We start from the raw sequence: 14,742 nt of genomic DNA, 5'->3' as shown, positions 1-14,742 counted from the left end.
CGCTCATGGGGCCGTGCGCCCGGTCCCTTCGACACCGCCCCGGTGCGGCGCCATGTCGCCATGTGTCGACATTGAAGCCAGACAGACAGCGTCAAATCCACCCGACTCCGCCGCTCAGGGTTCTCCCAGTGCGAATGACGCCATCCGATGTCTGTAGACCTTTCCGGGGTCTTCGAGGACATCGTTGTGCCCCGCCCCAGCCACTGTCTCCACGACGGCCTGGGGGAAGAGCGTGCCCAGCCGGCGCCCCATGTCCACGGGGATGAGCGTGTCCTCCTCGCCGTGGATGATGAGCACGGGCAGCTTCACGGCGGCGGCCTTGGACGCGGTGTCATACCGGTCCCGGGCCAACAGGCGGACGGGCAGAAAGGGAAAGGCCGTGGCCCCGATGTCCGGGATGGACGTGTACGGACTCACGAGCATGACCCGCGAACCGTGCCCGCGCCGCGCCATCTCCACCGCGACGCCCGTCCCCAGGCTGCGGCCACTGAGCACCGTCTGCTCGGCGCTCACACCCTTCGCGCGCAGCCAGGCGAGCGCCGCTTCCGCCGCGGCGTAGATGCCTTCCTCCGTGGGATGCCCCGGTGACGCGCCATAGCCCGGGTACTCGACGGTGAGGAAGCCCAACCCCCGCGCTTGCATCAAGCTGCCCAGGCCCATCTGCGTCAGCACCTCCTCCCCGTTGCCGTGGAAGTGCACCACCGTGGGCGCGCCCGGAGGCGCCGGCAGGTGGAACAGATCCACGTACAGGCCGCCCTCCAACGGGAGGCGGCTGAAGCCGTCACTTTCCGCCAGCGGCGGCGTGCCCTTGGGAGCCGGGTAGAGCAAGGAGCGTTGCAGCGCGAACACCACCACACACAACACGAGGTAGAGCGATCCGAAGGTGGCCAGGATGAGGATGAGCATGCGGCGCAGCCGAAGCATTGGCCCAGTGTGCCGCAGTTCGCAACGCAGCGCGACGGCGAGTGGCGTCACGTCCATGGTGGGCAGAGCCTGTCATCCCCACCCCGCCCGTCCAGGCCCCCTGGCATCCGAACCGGCGGCAATGCAACGATAGCGATTGGAAGCCCTCTCACAGACACGCCGCAGGACGACTCGGACACCCCAGGCCGCTGCCTGGATTGGAGAAGGCGTGACGTCTCATTGGGTGCTGGGCCATGCCCTGGAAGAGCGGCTGCCATCGCTCCGGATGCGCGGCACTCCGGACGCGGTGGATGAGGCACGCGCGCGGCGCAGGCTGGAGCGCTGGCGCAAACAAGAACCCCTCACGCGGGATTCGCTCTGGGCCGAGCGCCTGCGTGCCTCGGGGCTGACGGAAGCGGAGCTGCACACCCTCCTGGGAGAACCAGCGGAGGCGCTGCATGCACGCATGGGCGCGCCTCCGCCGTGGCAACGCGTCATCGAGCAGGCTTACGCGTCGGAGATATCGCCGCCCTTCTCCTGGCCGGAGCCCACGCCACCGGGCGCGGCCCTGCTCGGCCTGGTCGAGCCACTCGTCCACGCGGCACACGCGCGGCTCGTCTCCGCCCTGGACACCTGCCTGCGTGACACGCCCGAAGCGCCGTTCGAGCCAGAGCACACGGCCCGCATGTTGCTCGCGCCGCTCCCTCGGATGTTGATGCCCTTGCTGGGACGGACGCTCGCGGTGGAGCTGCGCATCGCTCAGCTCGAAGGACGACTCCAGGGAGACACGCCCGAAGCGCGCTTCCTGGACTTCGCCCAGCACCTCCGGCGACGCGACGTGGCGCTCGACATCCTCGCCCGCTACCCGGTGCTCGCGCGGCAAGCCGTGGAGTACGTCACCGCGTGGGAAGCCACGGGCGTGGAGCTGATGCAGCGACTGGCCCGGGACGCCGCGGCGCTGTGGCACCGCTTCCACGGCGGCGTTCCTCCCGGCCTGCTGGTGGAGGCCCAAGGCGGTCTGTCAGACCCGCACCGAGGTGGACGCACCGTCTTCCTGCTCCGCTTCGCCTCGGGACTGCGGCTCGTGTACAAGCCGCGCCCGCTCACGGCGGAGGCCGTCTTCCAGCAACTCCTCTCCTGGCTGAACGCACGCGGCCTCACGCCTCCGTTGCGCACGGTGGAGGTCCTCTCCTCGGACGGCTACGGGTGGATGGAGTACGTGGAGGCCGCGCCCTGCCAGTCGGCCGAGGAAGTGCGGCGCTTCCATCTGCGGCAAGGCGCCCTCGTCGCACTGCTCTACGCGCTGGACGTCACCGACATCCATTACGAGAACCTCATCGCGGTGGGCGAGCACCCCGTCCTGGTGGACCTGGAGACGCTCTTCCATCCCCACACGCTCGCCGCCTCCATCCGGGACGTGGAGAAGCAACCCGGTGCGGTGCTGAACGGTACGGTGCTCAAGAGCGGGCTGTTGCCGCAACCCGCCTGGCGCGCGAAAGACGGAACGGAGGTGGACTTCAGCGCCCTGGGCGCCGGCGAGGGCCAGCTCACACCACTGGGCTACCTGGTCGCGACGGCGCATGGCACGGACCAGCTCCGCTTCGAGCGGCGGCGGATGGAGATTCCTGGCGCGGCGAACCGTCCTCGCATGGAAGGACAGGACGTCTCCGTGACGGCGCAAGCGGACGCGCTCGCGCAGGGGTTCTCAGCCCTGTACCGGCTGCTCGCCGAGCACCGGGATGCGCTGCTCGCCCCTGGAGGGCCGCTCGCGGCTTTTGAGCACGCGCCCGTGCGTGTGCTCTTTCGCGGCACAGCCAGCTACGACGCCCTGCTGCACGAGAGCATGCATCCCCATGCAATGGGGGACGCGCTGGACCGGCAGCGCTTCTTCGACCACCTCTGGCTGGCCGTGAAGGAGCGCCCATACCTGGCGGCCCTCATCCCTTTCGAGCATGAGGAATTGCAGCGCGGCGACATCCCCCGTTTCACCGCCCTGCCCGGCTCGAAGGACCTGTGGTCAGGCGCGGGCCGCCACCTGCCCGACTTCTTCGACGACTCCGGCCTGGAGCGGGCGCGGCGGCGCTTGACGGGGCTGTCGCCGGATGACCACGAGCGGCAGCTCGGCTTGCTGCGAAGCGCGCTCGGCCGGGTCCGGTTGGCGGCAAGCCCTGGCGACCGCCCTCGCTATCCGTTCCGCGAGCCGCCCGCACCCGCGCACCCAGACGCTCTGCTGGCGGCTGCACGACGCGTGGGAGAGCGATTGGTTGCCCTGTCGTTCACCGGCGCGGGCCATTCCCACTGGCTGTCGCTCGAGATGTCCGACACGAAGGAGTGGCGGCTCGTCCAGGTGGGAGTGGACTTCTACCAGGGGCTCTCAGGCATCGCGCTGGTGCTGGCGCAGCTCGGTGCCTTGACGGGCGAAGCACGCTTCACGCAGGCGGCCCGAGGCGCATTGCGCCACCTGACCTGGCGCCTGGAGGCCGCGCCAATGCAGGTCCGTGGCGTGGGCATCCTCAATGGCTGGGGCGGCATCCTCTACGCCCTGACCCACCTGGGAGCCCTGTGGGGGGAGCGCGCGCTGTTCGAGACCGCCGAGTCCTTCGTGGACGCCATGGCTCCCCGCGTGGAGCAGGACGAGCACCTGGACCTGGGCAGTGGCTGCGCGGGCGCCCTGCTCGGCCTGCTGACGCTCGTGGGGCGGCATCCTTCCGAGCGAGCGTCACGGCTCGCGCGAGTCTGTGGGGAGAAGCTGCTCCAGACAGCCACACCCCAATCCCATGGCATGGGCTGGCTCTCACCCGCGACCGGCGGACAGGCGCTGTGCGGACTGGCACATGGAGGGGCGGGCATCGCGCTGGCGCTGCTGCAGCTGGCCTCCGCCACGGGAGAGTCCCGCTTCCACACCACGGCCCTGGAGGCGCTGGCGTATGAACGTGGCCGGTTCTCGCCCGAGGCCGGCGACTGGCCCGACCTCCGCGCCGACGCCGGGGTACACGGCGGTGATGGACCCGCCTTCATGTGTGGCTGGTGCAATGGCGCACCCGGCATCGGGTTGGCGCGCATCTCCGGGCTGCCGGTGCTCGATGACCACCAGGTGCGTGAGGAAATCGCCGCGGCGGTCCGCGCAACGCTCGCGGGAGGCCTCGGCTACAACCATGGCCTGTGTCATGGCGACCTGGGCAACGTGCTCTTCCTGCTGGAGGCCGCGCGCGCACTGCACGATGACACGCTGCTGCGGCGCACCTATCAGCTCGCGGGCGGCATCCTCCAGGGCATCGAGTCGCACGGCTATCTACATGGCCTGCCCGACAGCATCGAGACGCCAGGGTTGATGGTGGGGCTCGCGGGCATCGCCCACGGCCTGTTGCGGCTCGCGGCGCCGGAGCGGGTGGCGGACCTGCTCTCCGTGGCCCCTCCCGTCTCGTGAAGCGGCTTCGTTCCCGACGAACTCCGGCACCGCGAGGGTTGGCGGTCCGTTGGCAGTCCCCCAACAACCCAAGAGGAGCAGCACCATGAGCCACAGCGACAAGAACCACATCCTCCGCGCCTGGCGTAACGCCGACTACTACGACAGCCTCTCCGACGCGGAGCGCGCCGCGCTTCCGGCCAGCCCCGCGTCCGTCATGGAGCTGGAGGATGCGACGCTGGCGTTCATCACCGGCGGCGATGCCGAGGCCACCTGCCCCGCCACGCCCACGCCCAACGAACTCACCTGTCTCTATACGAACTGCGGGCGCATTGCCTGCTGCCGCTGAGCAGAGGGACGTGAGCTGACGCGGAAGGACCGTGGCGACTCGACGTGAATACGGACGTGGACCGTTCGGGGGAGCGGCGGAGGAATGCCGCTCCCCTGTCTGCCCCACCGAGAAGCTGAGCGCAGCGCCTATCCGAACAGGCCCAGTGACGGAGGCGGCGTGAAGCCAGGGAACACCCTCGCCAACTCCACACCCGGCCGACAGGCGAGCAGGACTTCCGCCAACGGCGCGCGGATGTCCGTCCATGCAGGCACATCGCGCCCGTCCTGCAAGTGGTCCGGCTCCAGCGAATCGAAGCGTCCGTACACCTTGCCGCCCTTCACGCCGCCGCCCAGCACCAGCATCGCGCTGCCCACACCGTGGTCCGTTCCGCGACTGCCGTTCTCCCGCACGGTGCGGCCGAACTCCGTCAACACCACCACCGTCACCTGCTCCAGCCGAGGTCCCAGGTCCGCGGCGAAGGCAGACAGTGCGCTCCCCAACTCCTGGCAGCGGTTGGCGAACGCGCCCGTCGCGGAGCCCTGAGCGGCATGTGTGTCCCAGCCGCCCGACTCCGTTGCCGCCACCTCCAGCCCCACTTCTCCATGGATGAGCCGCGCGATGTCCCGCAGCCGCTGCCCGAGCGGCCCCTTCGGATACGCCACCGCCGCGTGAGAAGGCAGCTTCGCCAGCCGGTCCTCGTCCAGCAGGGACATCGCCTCGAATGCGCCCTGCCCTGTCGTCCGCAGCGCCTCGTCCACGGCGCCCGCATAGAGCGCACTGAAGCCCCGGGTGGCTTCCTCCCCCCGGCGTCCGCCTCGCAACCGGAACTCCTCCAGCCGCCCCATGGCCACCGCCCCCGCGTCTCCGAACAACGCTCGGGGCAGCGTGGGCTGCAACGCCACGGCGCGCAGCGCGGCGCCCGCCTCTTCGTCCAGCGCGCGGTTGAGCCAGCCATCCGGCGTCGACTTGCGCCCTGGCGTTCCAGACTCCACGAAGTCCTGCGCGTCGAAGTGGGAGCGGACCGGCTCCGGCAATCCCACGCCATGCAGCACCGCCAGCCGGCCGTCGTGCCACAGCGGCATCAGCGCATCGAGCCTCGGATGCAAACCGAACGGCCCTGACAGCTTCAGCGCGGCATCCGGCCCGCTTGCCCGCAGTGCCAGCGAAGGGCGCGCCCGGTGGTACGCCGCATCCTCGATGGGCGGCACCAGCGAGAGCCCGTCCACGCCTCCGCGCAGGAAGACTGTCACCAGCGTGCGGCGAGCGGCTGACACAGGACTCGCGGCGAGCGCCCGTCCCAGGAACCCTGGAGCACAAACAAGCCCCGCGCCCGTCGCTCCCAGGGCGCGCAACAGATGGCGGCGAGTCAGCGGTGCGGTCATGGCGTCTGGAGCTCCGAAGTTGTGGCCCGTCTCCAGACACCTTCTTCAGTGATGAAATGCAAGCCGGGGGACTCCGTGAACTCCTTCCATGCTTCGCCATGACGGGCGCGCAGGGTGAGGTTCCAGATCGGCGCATCCTCACCACAAGCGGTGAGCAGGAACAGCAGCGCCAGCGAACAAGCCGGCGCGAAGAGACGGGACGGCTCGGTGAACGGGGTCATGTCGGAAGGCGTGACTAGCACGACGTCTTGCGTTTGAACCGCGAAGCAGAGGACTCAGCGGGCCCCCCACGCAGCCGCCGAGCCAATCCTGACTCCCGAGAAACCAAACACGTCAGCCCATGTTTCCAACCTGTCCGGCGATGTCAGAGGGCTCCGATACGTTGGTTTCTCAACATCAGGAGAAGCGGATGCACCTCGACAACACGGAAGTGAAGAGCGGCCTCAAGGCCATGATCGTCGACCGCCTGCGGCTGGACATCGACCCCGCGAGCATTCCGGACGGGGCGCCGCTGTTCGGCGGTGACTCGCAGGAAGGTGAGGCGGGAGGCCTGGGACTCGACAGCGTCGAGGCGTTGGAAATCGTGGTCGGCATCGAGGAGAAGTGGGGCGTCGTCATCGCGGATGACAGCGTCGCCAAGGAGTTCCACTCCATCGACACGCTCGCGGCGCTGGTCAACCGGCTCATCGCGGAAGGCGGGAAGAAGGCCGCCTGTGCCTAGCCAGCAGGCAGCAACGCCCGCGGGGCTCGGCATCCAGGAGCTCCTCCGACTCCTGCCGCATCGCTATCCGATGCTCATGGTTGACCGGATTGACAGCTTGGAACCCGGCGTGTTCGCCGAAGGAATCAAGTGCGTCACGGCGAACGAGCCCTTCTTCCAGGGGCACTTTCCCGAGCACCCCATCATGCCCGGCGTGCTGATCGTCGAATCCATGGCCCAGGTGGCGGGCGTCATGCTCCGCACGAGGAGCCGCCCGGACCTCGCGCCCGTGGAGCCGGCGACACAGAAGCCAGCGCGGCCGGGCGTGATGGCCAACATCCACCGGATGCGCTTCCGCCGCCCTGTCGTTCCGGGAGACCAGCTCCGTGTCCGGGCCACTCACCTCAAGAGCCTTGGCACCATCCACCATGTGAAGGTCGAAGCACGGGTGGGTGAAGAGCTGGTCGCCGACGGCGAATTGATGCTGGGCGCCTAGCCCCAAGGAAACACATCACCATGTTCTTGAATGTGTTGCTCCAGGGGAGCGGCTTTCCACGGCTGCGCTCCACTGTCACCCTCGTGCAATCCCAACAGCGAAACATCCTGGTGGACAGCGGTCTGTGCGACGACGCGGGACGCCTGGTGCTGGCACTCAAGGAACGCGGCCTGACACCGGATGACGTGGATGTGGTCGTCGCCACGCACCTCCACTACGACCACTGCGGCAATCACTTGCTGTTCCGCAACGCGCAATACGTCGTGGGCGCCAAGGACTTCGTCGAAAACGCGCACTTCATCGAGGCGTATCACCAGGACCACACCCCAGGGAAAGCCGCGACCTCGGAGCTGCTGCGCGAGCATTACCAGACGGTGAAGGAGTTCTATGTCCGGTCCATCGTGCGCGAGGTGACTCGGAACATCGGGTTCTACAACCGCGTGCTCGAACGTGACTCGCGCTTCGTCCCTGTCGACGGCAGCCACTGGCTGACGGAGGAGGTCGAGGTGCTGCCCACGCCAGGCCATACCCATGGTCATATCTCCGTCGTCGCGCACCGCGCCCGCACGGACGATGAGAGCACGCCGCGAAAAATCCTCATCGCGGGGGATGCGCTCTTCACACGGAAGACCTTGGTGGAGAACGCCGAGCGGGAGCTCCAGCTCGCGCAGGACACCGAGCTCTACAGCCACACCCGCCGCAAGCTCCTCCGCGAATACCGCCACATCATCCCGGGCCACGACTGTCTGGTGGACACGGCGCCGTCCGAGCCACTGGAGAAGCTCTCATGAGCCCCCATCGCGTCGTCATCACGGGCCTTGGCGTGACGGCCGCCAATGCGCTGTCCGCCGACAAGCTCGCCCAGGCCCTGTTGAACCGCCGCAGCGGCATCCGGCGGGCTGCCCCGTTCGACATCGAAGGCCGGACGTACTCCGCGGGCGTGGTGGACCTGCCGGGCGAGACGCCCGACAACGGTTTGGACCGCGTGTCAAAGCTGGCACTTCACGCCGCGGAGCAGGCCCTCCGCGACAGTGGGCTCGAAGCCCAGGGGAACTGGCGGGAGGTGGCGGGGGTCATGCTGGGCACGAGCCGTGGGCCCGCCTTGTCCCTCGAACAGGTCATTCGCTCCGGAGGTGATGAGGACGCTCGCCGGAGACACTTCGGGGAGGTTCCCTTCTCCTCCATCGCGCGGAACGTCGCGGACCGGTTCGGCCTGGGCGGCATCCTGTCCACCGTCACCATGGCCTGCGTGTCCAGCAGCCTCGCCATGGGCCGAGCACTGGACGAAATCCGTCAGGGACGGGCCTCCGTGATGCTGGCGGGAGGAGCGGATGCACTGACCCTGCTCAGCTTCAGTGGCTTCTCCGTCCTGCGCGCCATGACGCCCACGGTGTGCCGCCCCTTCGACCATCGGCGCAATGGGATGGTACTCGGCGAGGGCGCGGGCATCCTCGTGCTCGAGGAGCTGAACCACGCCCGCCAGCGGGGCGCTCGAATCCATGCGGAGCTGTGCGGCTGGGGAACGGCGGGCGATGCCCATCACCCCACCAGCCCGCACCCCGAGGGCCGGGGGCTCCAACAGGCGATGACGCTCGCCTTGCGACAGGCGGGACTGACGACGGAGCAGATCGACTTCGTCAACCTCCACGGAACCGGGACGCCGGCCAATGACCCCGCGGAGTGCCAGGCCCTGCGAGGTGTTTTCGGTGCGCGAGCCGCGGCGCTGCCGGTCAACTCCCTCAAGCCCTACTTCGGCCACACGCTGGGGGCCTCCGGCGCGCTGGAGCTCATCGGCTCCGTGCTGGGCATGGCTCGTGACTTCCTCCCGCCGACCCTCAACTGCGAGGAACTGGACCCGAAGTGCGACGTCGACGTGGTGCGTGGCGAGGGCCGCGCCCAACGCATCGACACGCTGATGAGCACCAAGTCCGCGTTCGGCGGGGCGAACGTCGCTCTCGTTACCCGGCGCTTTCCTGAGACAGGGAGGGCGGCACGATGAGCCGGCGCATCGTCATCAGCGGGCTCGGCGCGGTGTGTCCCCAGGCCACGGGACCTACGGCCCTTTGGGAGCGCTTCTCCCAAGGCGATGCGGGCCCACCGTCCTCCCTGGCGGAGCGCATTCCCGACGCGGCGTTCGCGAAGCAGTCCGCCCAGTTGCGGCACATGGACCGGCTCGGGCGCATCGCGCTCACCGCGACCACGCTGGCCATCGAGGATGCCGGGCCCGGCAATCCCCTCCAGACAGGCATCGCGTTCGGCTCCAGCTACGGCTGCCTGCCCACGAACGCGGAGTACCTGGAAGCCATCCTGGAGCGGGGCGGCCGCTACGGAAACCCGGTGGTGTTCCAGAACACCGTCACCAACGCGGCGACGGGCTACATCTCCATGGTGCACGACCTTCGCGGTCCCACCGCGACCCTGTGCTCGGGCCACGCCGCGGGACTGGAGGCGCTTCGCTTCGGCTGCCAGCAAATCGAGGAAGGGCAGGCGGAGCGGATGGTGGTGGTGGGCGCGGACACCCTGAGCCCCATGCTCCTGGCTGGCATCGCCCTGCCTGAGGGAATGCGGGTGAGTGAAGCGGCGTGCGCCCTGGTCCTGGAGGAGCACACGCACGCCCTGACGCGCGGCGCACACCGCCACGCGGAAGTCCTGGGCACCGGGCACCGGGGAGGCTCGCTCACGAACCAGGCGCACACGCTGGCCCGCGCGGTGCGGGACGCGATGCACCTGGCCCGAATCGAGCCCGAGCAACTGAGCGCCGTCTTCTCCTGTGCGAGCGGCCGAGGAGACTTCGACGGGTGGGAGCAGCGTGGGCTGCACGAAGCCCTCGGGGCGCACGCGGCGAAGGTGCCCGTGAGCTGTCCCAAGGACGTGCTTGGAGAGACGTTCAGCACGGCGGGCATGCTGGCCGTCGTGCTGGCCACGCGGGCCCTCGACAAGGGATGCGCGCTGGTCACCGCCCTGGGGGGTGAGGGCAGCGCCCTGGCCGTGGTGCTGCGCGGGGGTGCTCATGACTGAGCACCCCATGGCCCGCATCTACGGCGGGACACCGCACCGGTTCCCCATGCTGCTGGTCGACACGGTGGAGACGCTCTCACCGGGCTTTGGCAGGACGTTCAAGCAGGTCTCCGGCAACGAGATGATGTTCGAGCGTTTCGGAGACGCGCCCCCCGCCCTGCCCTCCTGCCTGCTGGTGGATGCCCTGGGACAGGTCGCCATCATGCTCCTGCGCGAGCCCGACGAAGTCACACCGTCTGTCTGGTACCTCGGCGGCATCGAGACAATGACATTTCACACACCCATCCCGGCCGGCAGCGTCCTGCGGATGGAAGCCAACATTCTCAAGCGATGGCGGACCACGGTGCGCGTCGAGGTCAAGGCCTGGGCCGACGCTGTCCCGGCTGCCAGCGGCGTCATGGTGCTTTCCCAGAGAGGTTCGAAGTCACATGAGTCACCCTGAAACAAACACACCGTTCCTGGACGGTTTTCTCCACCAGCAGGTGGTGCTAGTCACCGGAGCGGGACAGCCCATCGCCAATGCCATTGCACGGCGCCATGGGAAAGCGGGCGCGCGTCTGGCCCTCGTGTTCCTGCCGGAGCACGAGGCAGAGGCAACGGCACTCGCCAGGGAGCTGAGCGCGGAGCTGGCCCTGGCCTGCGAGTCTTCTGACGCACAGGCGGTGGGCGCGGTGGTCCGCCGCGTCGCCACGGAATTGGGCCGCATCGACCTGCTCATCAACGCGTCATTGAGCCGCGCGACAGGTCGACTCAGCGACCTGTCCGCCGAACAGTGGAAGGCCGTGCTCGACCGCCAGTTGAGTGGGACGGCGTGGTTCTGCAAGGAGGTCATCCGCCCGATGATGCGCAAGCGCTCGGGGCGCATCGTCAACCTGCTGGATGCCGCTTCCGGAGGTGCGAGCCGCGTGGCCGCCGAAGGCATCACCGCGATGACACGCGCGCTGGCGAACGAGGTGGCCCGGCAAGGCATCTCCGTGAACACGCTGGCGGTCCAACTCCTTGAGGAGGAGACCGCACACCTCACCCCAGCGCAGCGCGAGCGGCTCGATGGCGAGTTGGGTCCCCTGGGGCGGCTCGGGAGCGCGGAGGAGGTTGCCGAGGCCGTGCTCTTCCTCGGTTCGAGCGCGGCGAACCTCACGACGGGTCAGCGCCTGTCCGCCACCGGAGGTCTGTGGTGAGTGAGTCCCAGACAACACGTCAGCGGTTCCAACAGCAGACGGTCATCATCACGGGCGGCTCGCGTGGCATTGGTAAGGCCATAGCCCTCGCGTTCGCCGCTGAGGGCGCGGACATCGTCCTCAACTACGGGAGCAACGCGGAGGCCGCGCGTCAGGCCGCCGCCGAGGTCGAGGCACAGGGGCGCCGCTGCGTGCTGGTCCCCGGCTCGGTCGCCAGCCCCGACGTACCAGGACAGCTCCGAGAGGCGGCGCTCTCCCACTTCGGCCGCATCGATGTGCTGGTGAACAACGCCGGCATCAGCCGGGATGGGCACTTGATGATGCTCCAGGCCGCAGCGTGGCGGGAGACGGTGGACGTCAATCTCTACGGTGCGCTCGCCTGCTGTCAGGCGGTCATCCCGACCATGATGCAGCAAGGCCGTGGCGCCATCATCAACATGTCCTCCTCCGCCGGAATCCGGGGACGCGCGGGACAGGTGCCCTACGCCGCCACCAAAGGGGCCTTGATTGGGCTGACGCAGGCGCTGGCGGGAGAGCTGGGGCCACATGGCATCCGGGTGAACTGCGTGGCGCCTGGCTTCGTGGAGACGGAGATGGTCGCGGGGCTGATGAACCGTCCCGGGGTGCGCGAGGGCTTCATCCAGGCCACCCCCATCCGCCGGCTGGGAACCGTGGAGGACGTCGCCAACGCCACGCTCTTCCTGGCGTCTCCTGAGAGCGCCTACGTGGTCGGCGACGTGCTGCGCGTGAATGGCGGGCTGGTGCTGTAGCGCGCCGCTCGCGGACATCTGTCTTTTCAAGGAATCGCGCAACACGGGTTGAGAGGAACAGGATGAGCAACAAAGTCGTCGTTACCGGCATTGGCGTTCTCACGCCCATTGGCAACAACCTGGCGGAGTTCTCCGAAGGGCTTCGCTCGGGGAGAGATGGCATCGCGCCCGTCACCCATTTCGACGCCAGCAAGCACCGCTGTCAGTCCGCTGGCGAGCTGAAGAACATCGACTTCTCCGCGCACTTCAGCCCCGATGAGCTGCCCTACCTCAGTCGCGGCGCCCAGATGATTCGCGTGGCGGCGGCGCAGGGACTGGCGGCGTCCGGGATGGACCTGGATGTCGAGGACCGCTCGCGCATTGGCGTGGTGCTCGGAACCAACCTGGGAGGAATGCCCGCCAGGAAGGAAGGCTACGCCGCGCTGCACTACCCCTACCGGCGCGGGCGCGCAGGCCCGAAGGAGCCCTGGCGAGCCCTGGTGCTCGACAGCTTCATCTGCGCCATGAGTGACCACGTCGCCAGCCAGTACCAGTTGGGGGGACTCAGCCTGGTCATGTCCACCGCGTGCAGCGCGGGCCTTCATGCCCTGGGCGTGGCGATGGATGTGATTCGCTCCGGGCGGTCGGAGGTGATGTTCGCGGGCGGAGTCGATCCCCTCAGTGAGATGCCCCAGGCCGGCTTCGGCGTCCTGCGCTCCCTGGCGAGCGACAAGCTGCGGCCCTTCAGCAAGGACCGCGATGGGACGCTACTGGGCGAGTCCGCCTCGCTGTGGGTGCTGGAGAGCGAGGCGCACGCGAAGCGCCGCGGAGCGAACATCCTGGCGGAGCTCGCGGGCTACGGAGGCTCCACGGACGCCTACCACATGACCCGGCCCGACGAGACGGGACGCGGCCCCGCGCGGGCCATGCAGGCGGCGCTGGCGAGCGCGGGCATGAAACCCGAGCAGATTGGCTACATCAAAGCGCACGGCACGGGCACGCCGGCCAATGACGTCATCGAGACACGCGCCATCAAGCATGTCTTTGGCGAGCAGACCCGAGTCCCCGTCAGCTCCATCAAGGCGATGGTCGGCCACAGCCTCGGGTCCAGCGGCGCCATGGAGGCGGCTGCGGCGGTGGTGGCGCTGAACGACGGCTTCCTGCCGCCCACGCTGCACCTGGATACGCCAGACCCCGAGTGCGACCTGGACTACGTGCCCCATCACAGCCGACCCACGAAGCTGGAAGCGGTGCTCTCCAACGCGTTTGGCTTTGGCGGCAACAACGCCGCGATGGTCTTCCGCCGCTGGGAGGGCTGATGGAACACAAGGGGAAACGCATGGCTGGCGGTACGCGAATGACAGACGAGATGCGAGTGGTCATCACCGGCATGGGCGCGGTGTCCCCCTACGGGGCGGGCGTCCCGCCCTTGCTGGACGCGCTCGCCGAGGGACGCAGCGCCATCCGCCCCATCGACGACTTCGATGTGTCCGGATGCGGTTGCAAACACGGGGCGCGCGTTCCTCGAGGGAGCCTGTCCGCGCTGACGGGCTCCAACAACCTGCGGCGTGCGCCTCGAGGGACGCAGTACACGATGCTCGCCACGGAGGAGGCGCTCCAGATGGCGGGGCATGGGCCCTCCACCTGGAACCCGGAGCGGGTGGGCGTGTTCCTGGGCACCTACCGGGCCATGGCGGAGGTCAGCCAGGACATCTGGCATCGCATCATCACCAGCGAGCCGCGCTTCGTCCAACCGCTGCTGTTCCAGGAGACCGTGACGAACGCGGTGGCCAGCGCGCTGAGCATCCGCTGGGGCTGGCGCGGCACCAATTACGCCATCAGCGCGGGGAACGCCTGCGGCTTCCAGGTGCTCGCGCTGGCTGCGCAGGCGCTGCGCAGTGGGCGGGCGGACGCTCTCATCGCGGGGACGTTCGACCTGTTCACCACGGCCACGCACTTCGACATGGATGACATTGGCGTGCTAAGTGATGCCAACGTGAGCCGTCCCTTCGACACCCGGCGAGATGGCTACATCATGGGAGAGGGGGCGGCGGTGGTGGTGTTGGAGACGCTCGCCTCCGCGCGGGCAAGAGGCGCCACCCCGCTGGCGGAAATCGCGGGCCTGGGCGTGGCGCACGACGGGCACGCCTTCGGCATCCACCACCCAGAGGGCCGGGGACTGGCCTCCGCGATGAGTCAGGCGCTTCGCGACGCGGAAGCCTCGCCCGAGGCCGTGGACTACATCGCCGCGGCCAGCAACTCCACGCAATCGTTGGACCGGGCGGAAGTGGCCGCGCTGAAGACGGTGATGGGCGCCGCGGCGAGCACCGTTCCCCTCAGCAGCGTGAAGGGGCTCATGGGCGAGGCCGAGTCCGCCAGCGACATGTTCAACCTGCTCGCCTGTGTCGGCGCGGTTCGGGGAGGCGGGTTGCCTGTCCAGGCCGGCATCGAGCAGCCGGAGTTCGAGCTCAATCTGGTACGCCAGCCGCGGCCACACCGGCCCGTCCGGACGGCCCTGGCGCACTCCTATTCGTTCGGGGGCAACGCCGGCGCGGCGTTGGTCCGGGCGCTCTAGCATC

At 68.8% G+C, this 14,742-nt stretch carries 15 protein-coding genes; 12 read left to right on the top strand and 3 right to left on the bottom strand.

The window, feature by feature from the left end; translation table 11 throughout:
- Positions 1-114: 114 nt before the first annotated feature.
- A complete protein-coding gene (locus FMQ63_RS00655) occupies positions 115-924 on the bottom strand; it encodes an alpha/beta hydrolase (RefSeq protein WP_011556319.1) in 810 nt (269 codons plus the stop codon).
- Positions 925-1,132: 208 nt separating this feature from the next.
- Between FMQ63_RS00655 and FMQ63_RS00650 the strand changes: the two genes are divergently transcribed.
- Entirely contained in the window at positions 1,133-4,330 is a 3,198-nt protein-coding gene (locus FMQ63_RS00650) for a type 2 lanthipeptide synthetase LanM family protein (protein WP_225909547.1), read from the top strand.
- An 85-nt stretch (positions 4,331-4,415) separates the two neighbouring features.
- Positions 4,416-4,658: a mersacidin/lichenicidin family type 2 lantibiotic gene (locus FMQ63_RS00645; protein ID WP_044276571.1), complete on the top strand. Its 243-nt coding sequence runs from the start codon at positions 4,416-4,418 to the stop codon at positions 4,656-4,658.
- Between the two features lie 128 nt (positions 4,659-4,786).
- Here the strand turns inward: FMQ63_RS00645 and FMQ63_RS00640 are convergent, their stop codons facing one another.
- Both FMQ63_RS00640 and FMQ63_RS00635 read right to left on the bottom strand, forming a co-directional pair.
- The gene (locus FMQ63_RS00640) at positions 4,787-6,022 is read right to left on the bottom strand and encodes a DUF1501 domain-containing protein (protein WP_011556322.1); all 1,236 of its coding nucleotides are present in this window, start codon (positions 6,020-6,022) and stop codon (positions 4,787-4,789) included.
- Positions 6,019-6,243, bottom strand: a complete 225-nt coding sequence (locus FMQ63_RS00635) for a hypothetical protein (protein ID WP_020478022.1) — start codon at positions 6,241-6,243, stop codon at positions 6,019-6,021. The genes FMQ63_RS00640 and FMQ63_RS00635 overlap by 4 nt, the downstream gene beginning before the upstream one ends.
- A gap of 188 nt (positions 6,244-6,431) precedes the next feature.
- On the opposite strand from FMQ63_RS00635, the gene FMQ63_RS00630 reads away from it, so the two are divergent.
- From FMQ63_RS00630 to FMQ63_RS00585, 10 genes are all read left to right on the top strand, one after another.
- Positions 6,432-6,743, top strand: coding sequence for an acyl carrier protein (locus FMQ63_RS00630; protein ID WP_011556324.1), 312 nt, complete (start codon positions 6,432-6,434; stop codon positions 6,741-6,743).
- Complete coding sequence (gene fabZ, locus FMQ63_RS00625) at positions 6,646-7,218, top strand: 3-hydroxyacyl-ACP dehydratase FabZ (RefSeq protein ID WP_225909548.1); 573 nt, start codon at positions 6,646-6,648, stop codon at positions 7,216-7,218. Before FMQ63_RS00630 ends, fabZ begins: the two co-directional genes overlap by 98 nt.
- Positions 7,219-7,238: 20 nt before the next feature.
- Entirely contained in the window at positions 7,239-8,009 is a 771-nt protein-coding gene (locus FMQ63_RS00620; protein ID WP_011556326.1) for an MBL fold metallo-hydrolase, read from the top strand.
- Positions 8,006-9,217 carry a beta-ketoacyl synthase gene (locus FMQ63_RS00615; protein ID WP_011556327.1) on the top strand — a complete coding sequence of 404 codons (1,212 nt, stop codon included), beginning with the start codon at positions 8,006-8,008 and terminating at the stop codon, positions 9,215-9,217. The genes FMQ63_RS00620 and FMQ63_RS00615 overlap by 4 nt, the downstream gene beginning before the upstream one ends.
- Positions 9,214-10,236, top strand: a complete 1,023-nt coding sequence (locus FMQ63_RS00610) for a beta-ketoacyl synthase N-terminal-like domain-containing protein (protein ID WP_011556328.1) — start codon at positions 9,214-9,216, stop codon at positions 10,234-10,236. Before FMQ63_RS00615 ends, FMQ63_RS00610 begins: the two co-directional genes overlap by 4 nt.
- 7 nt (positions 10,237-10,243) lie before the next feature.
- Positions 10,244-10,678, top strand: coding sequence for a 3-hydroxyacyl-ACP dehydratase FabZ family protein (locus tag FMQ63_RS00605; protein WP_020480678.1), 435 nt, complete (start codon positions 10,244-10,246; stop codon positions 10,676-10,678).
- Complete coding sequence (locus FMQ63_RS00600) at positions 10,665-11,414, top strand: SDR family oxidoreductase (protein WP_011556330.1); 750 nt, start codon at positions 10,665-10,667, stop codon at positions 11,412-11,414. Before FMQ63_RS00605 ends, FMQ63_RS00600 begins: the two co-directional genes overlap by 14 nt.
- A complete protein-coding gene (locus tag FMQ63_RS00595; RefSeq protein ID WP_225909549.1) occupies positions 11,411-12,184 on the top strand; it encodes an SDR family NAD(P)-dependent oxidoreductase in 774 nt (257 codons plus the stop codon). Before FMQ63_RS00600 ends, FMQ63_RS00595 begins: the two co-directional genes overlap by 4 nt.
- A 62-nt stretch (positions 12,185-12,246) precedes the next feature.
- Positions 12,247-13,482, top strand: coding sequence for a beta-ketoacyl synthase (locus FMQ63_RS00590; RefSeq protein ID WP_011556332.1), 1,236 nt, complete (start codon positions 12,247-12,249; stop codon positions 13,480-13,482).
- 20 nt (positions 13,483-13,502) lie between these two features.
- Positions 13,503-14,738 (top strand): beta-ketoacyl synthase, encoded by a 1,236-nt coding sequence (locus FMQ63_RS00585; protein WP_011556333.1) that lies wholly within the window; start codon positions 13,503-13,505, stop codon positions 14,736-14,738.
- The last annotated feature ends 4 nt before the right edge of the window (positions 14,739-14,742 follow it).

This window comes from Myxococcus sp. CA005 (genome assembly GCF_006518205.1).
In the GTDB taxonomy this organism is placed as follows: Bacteria; Myxococcota; Myxococcia; order Myxococcales; family Myxococcaceae; genus Myxococcus; species Myxococcus xanthus.
Note: the sequence above shows the minus strand (reverse complement) of the source record. Positions and strands in the feature narration are given on the sequence as shown.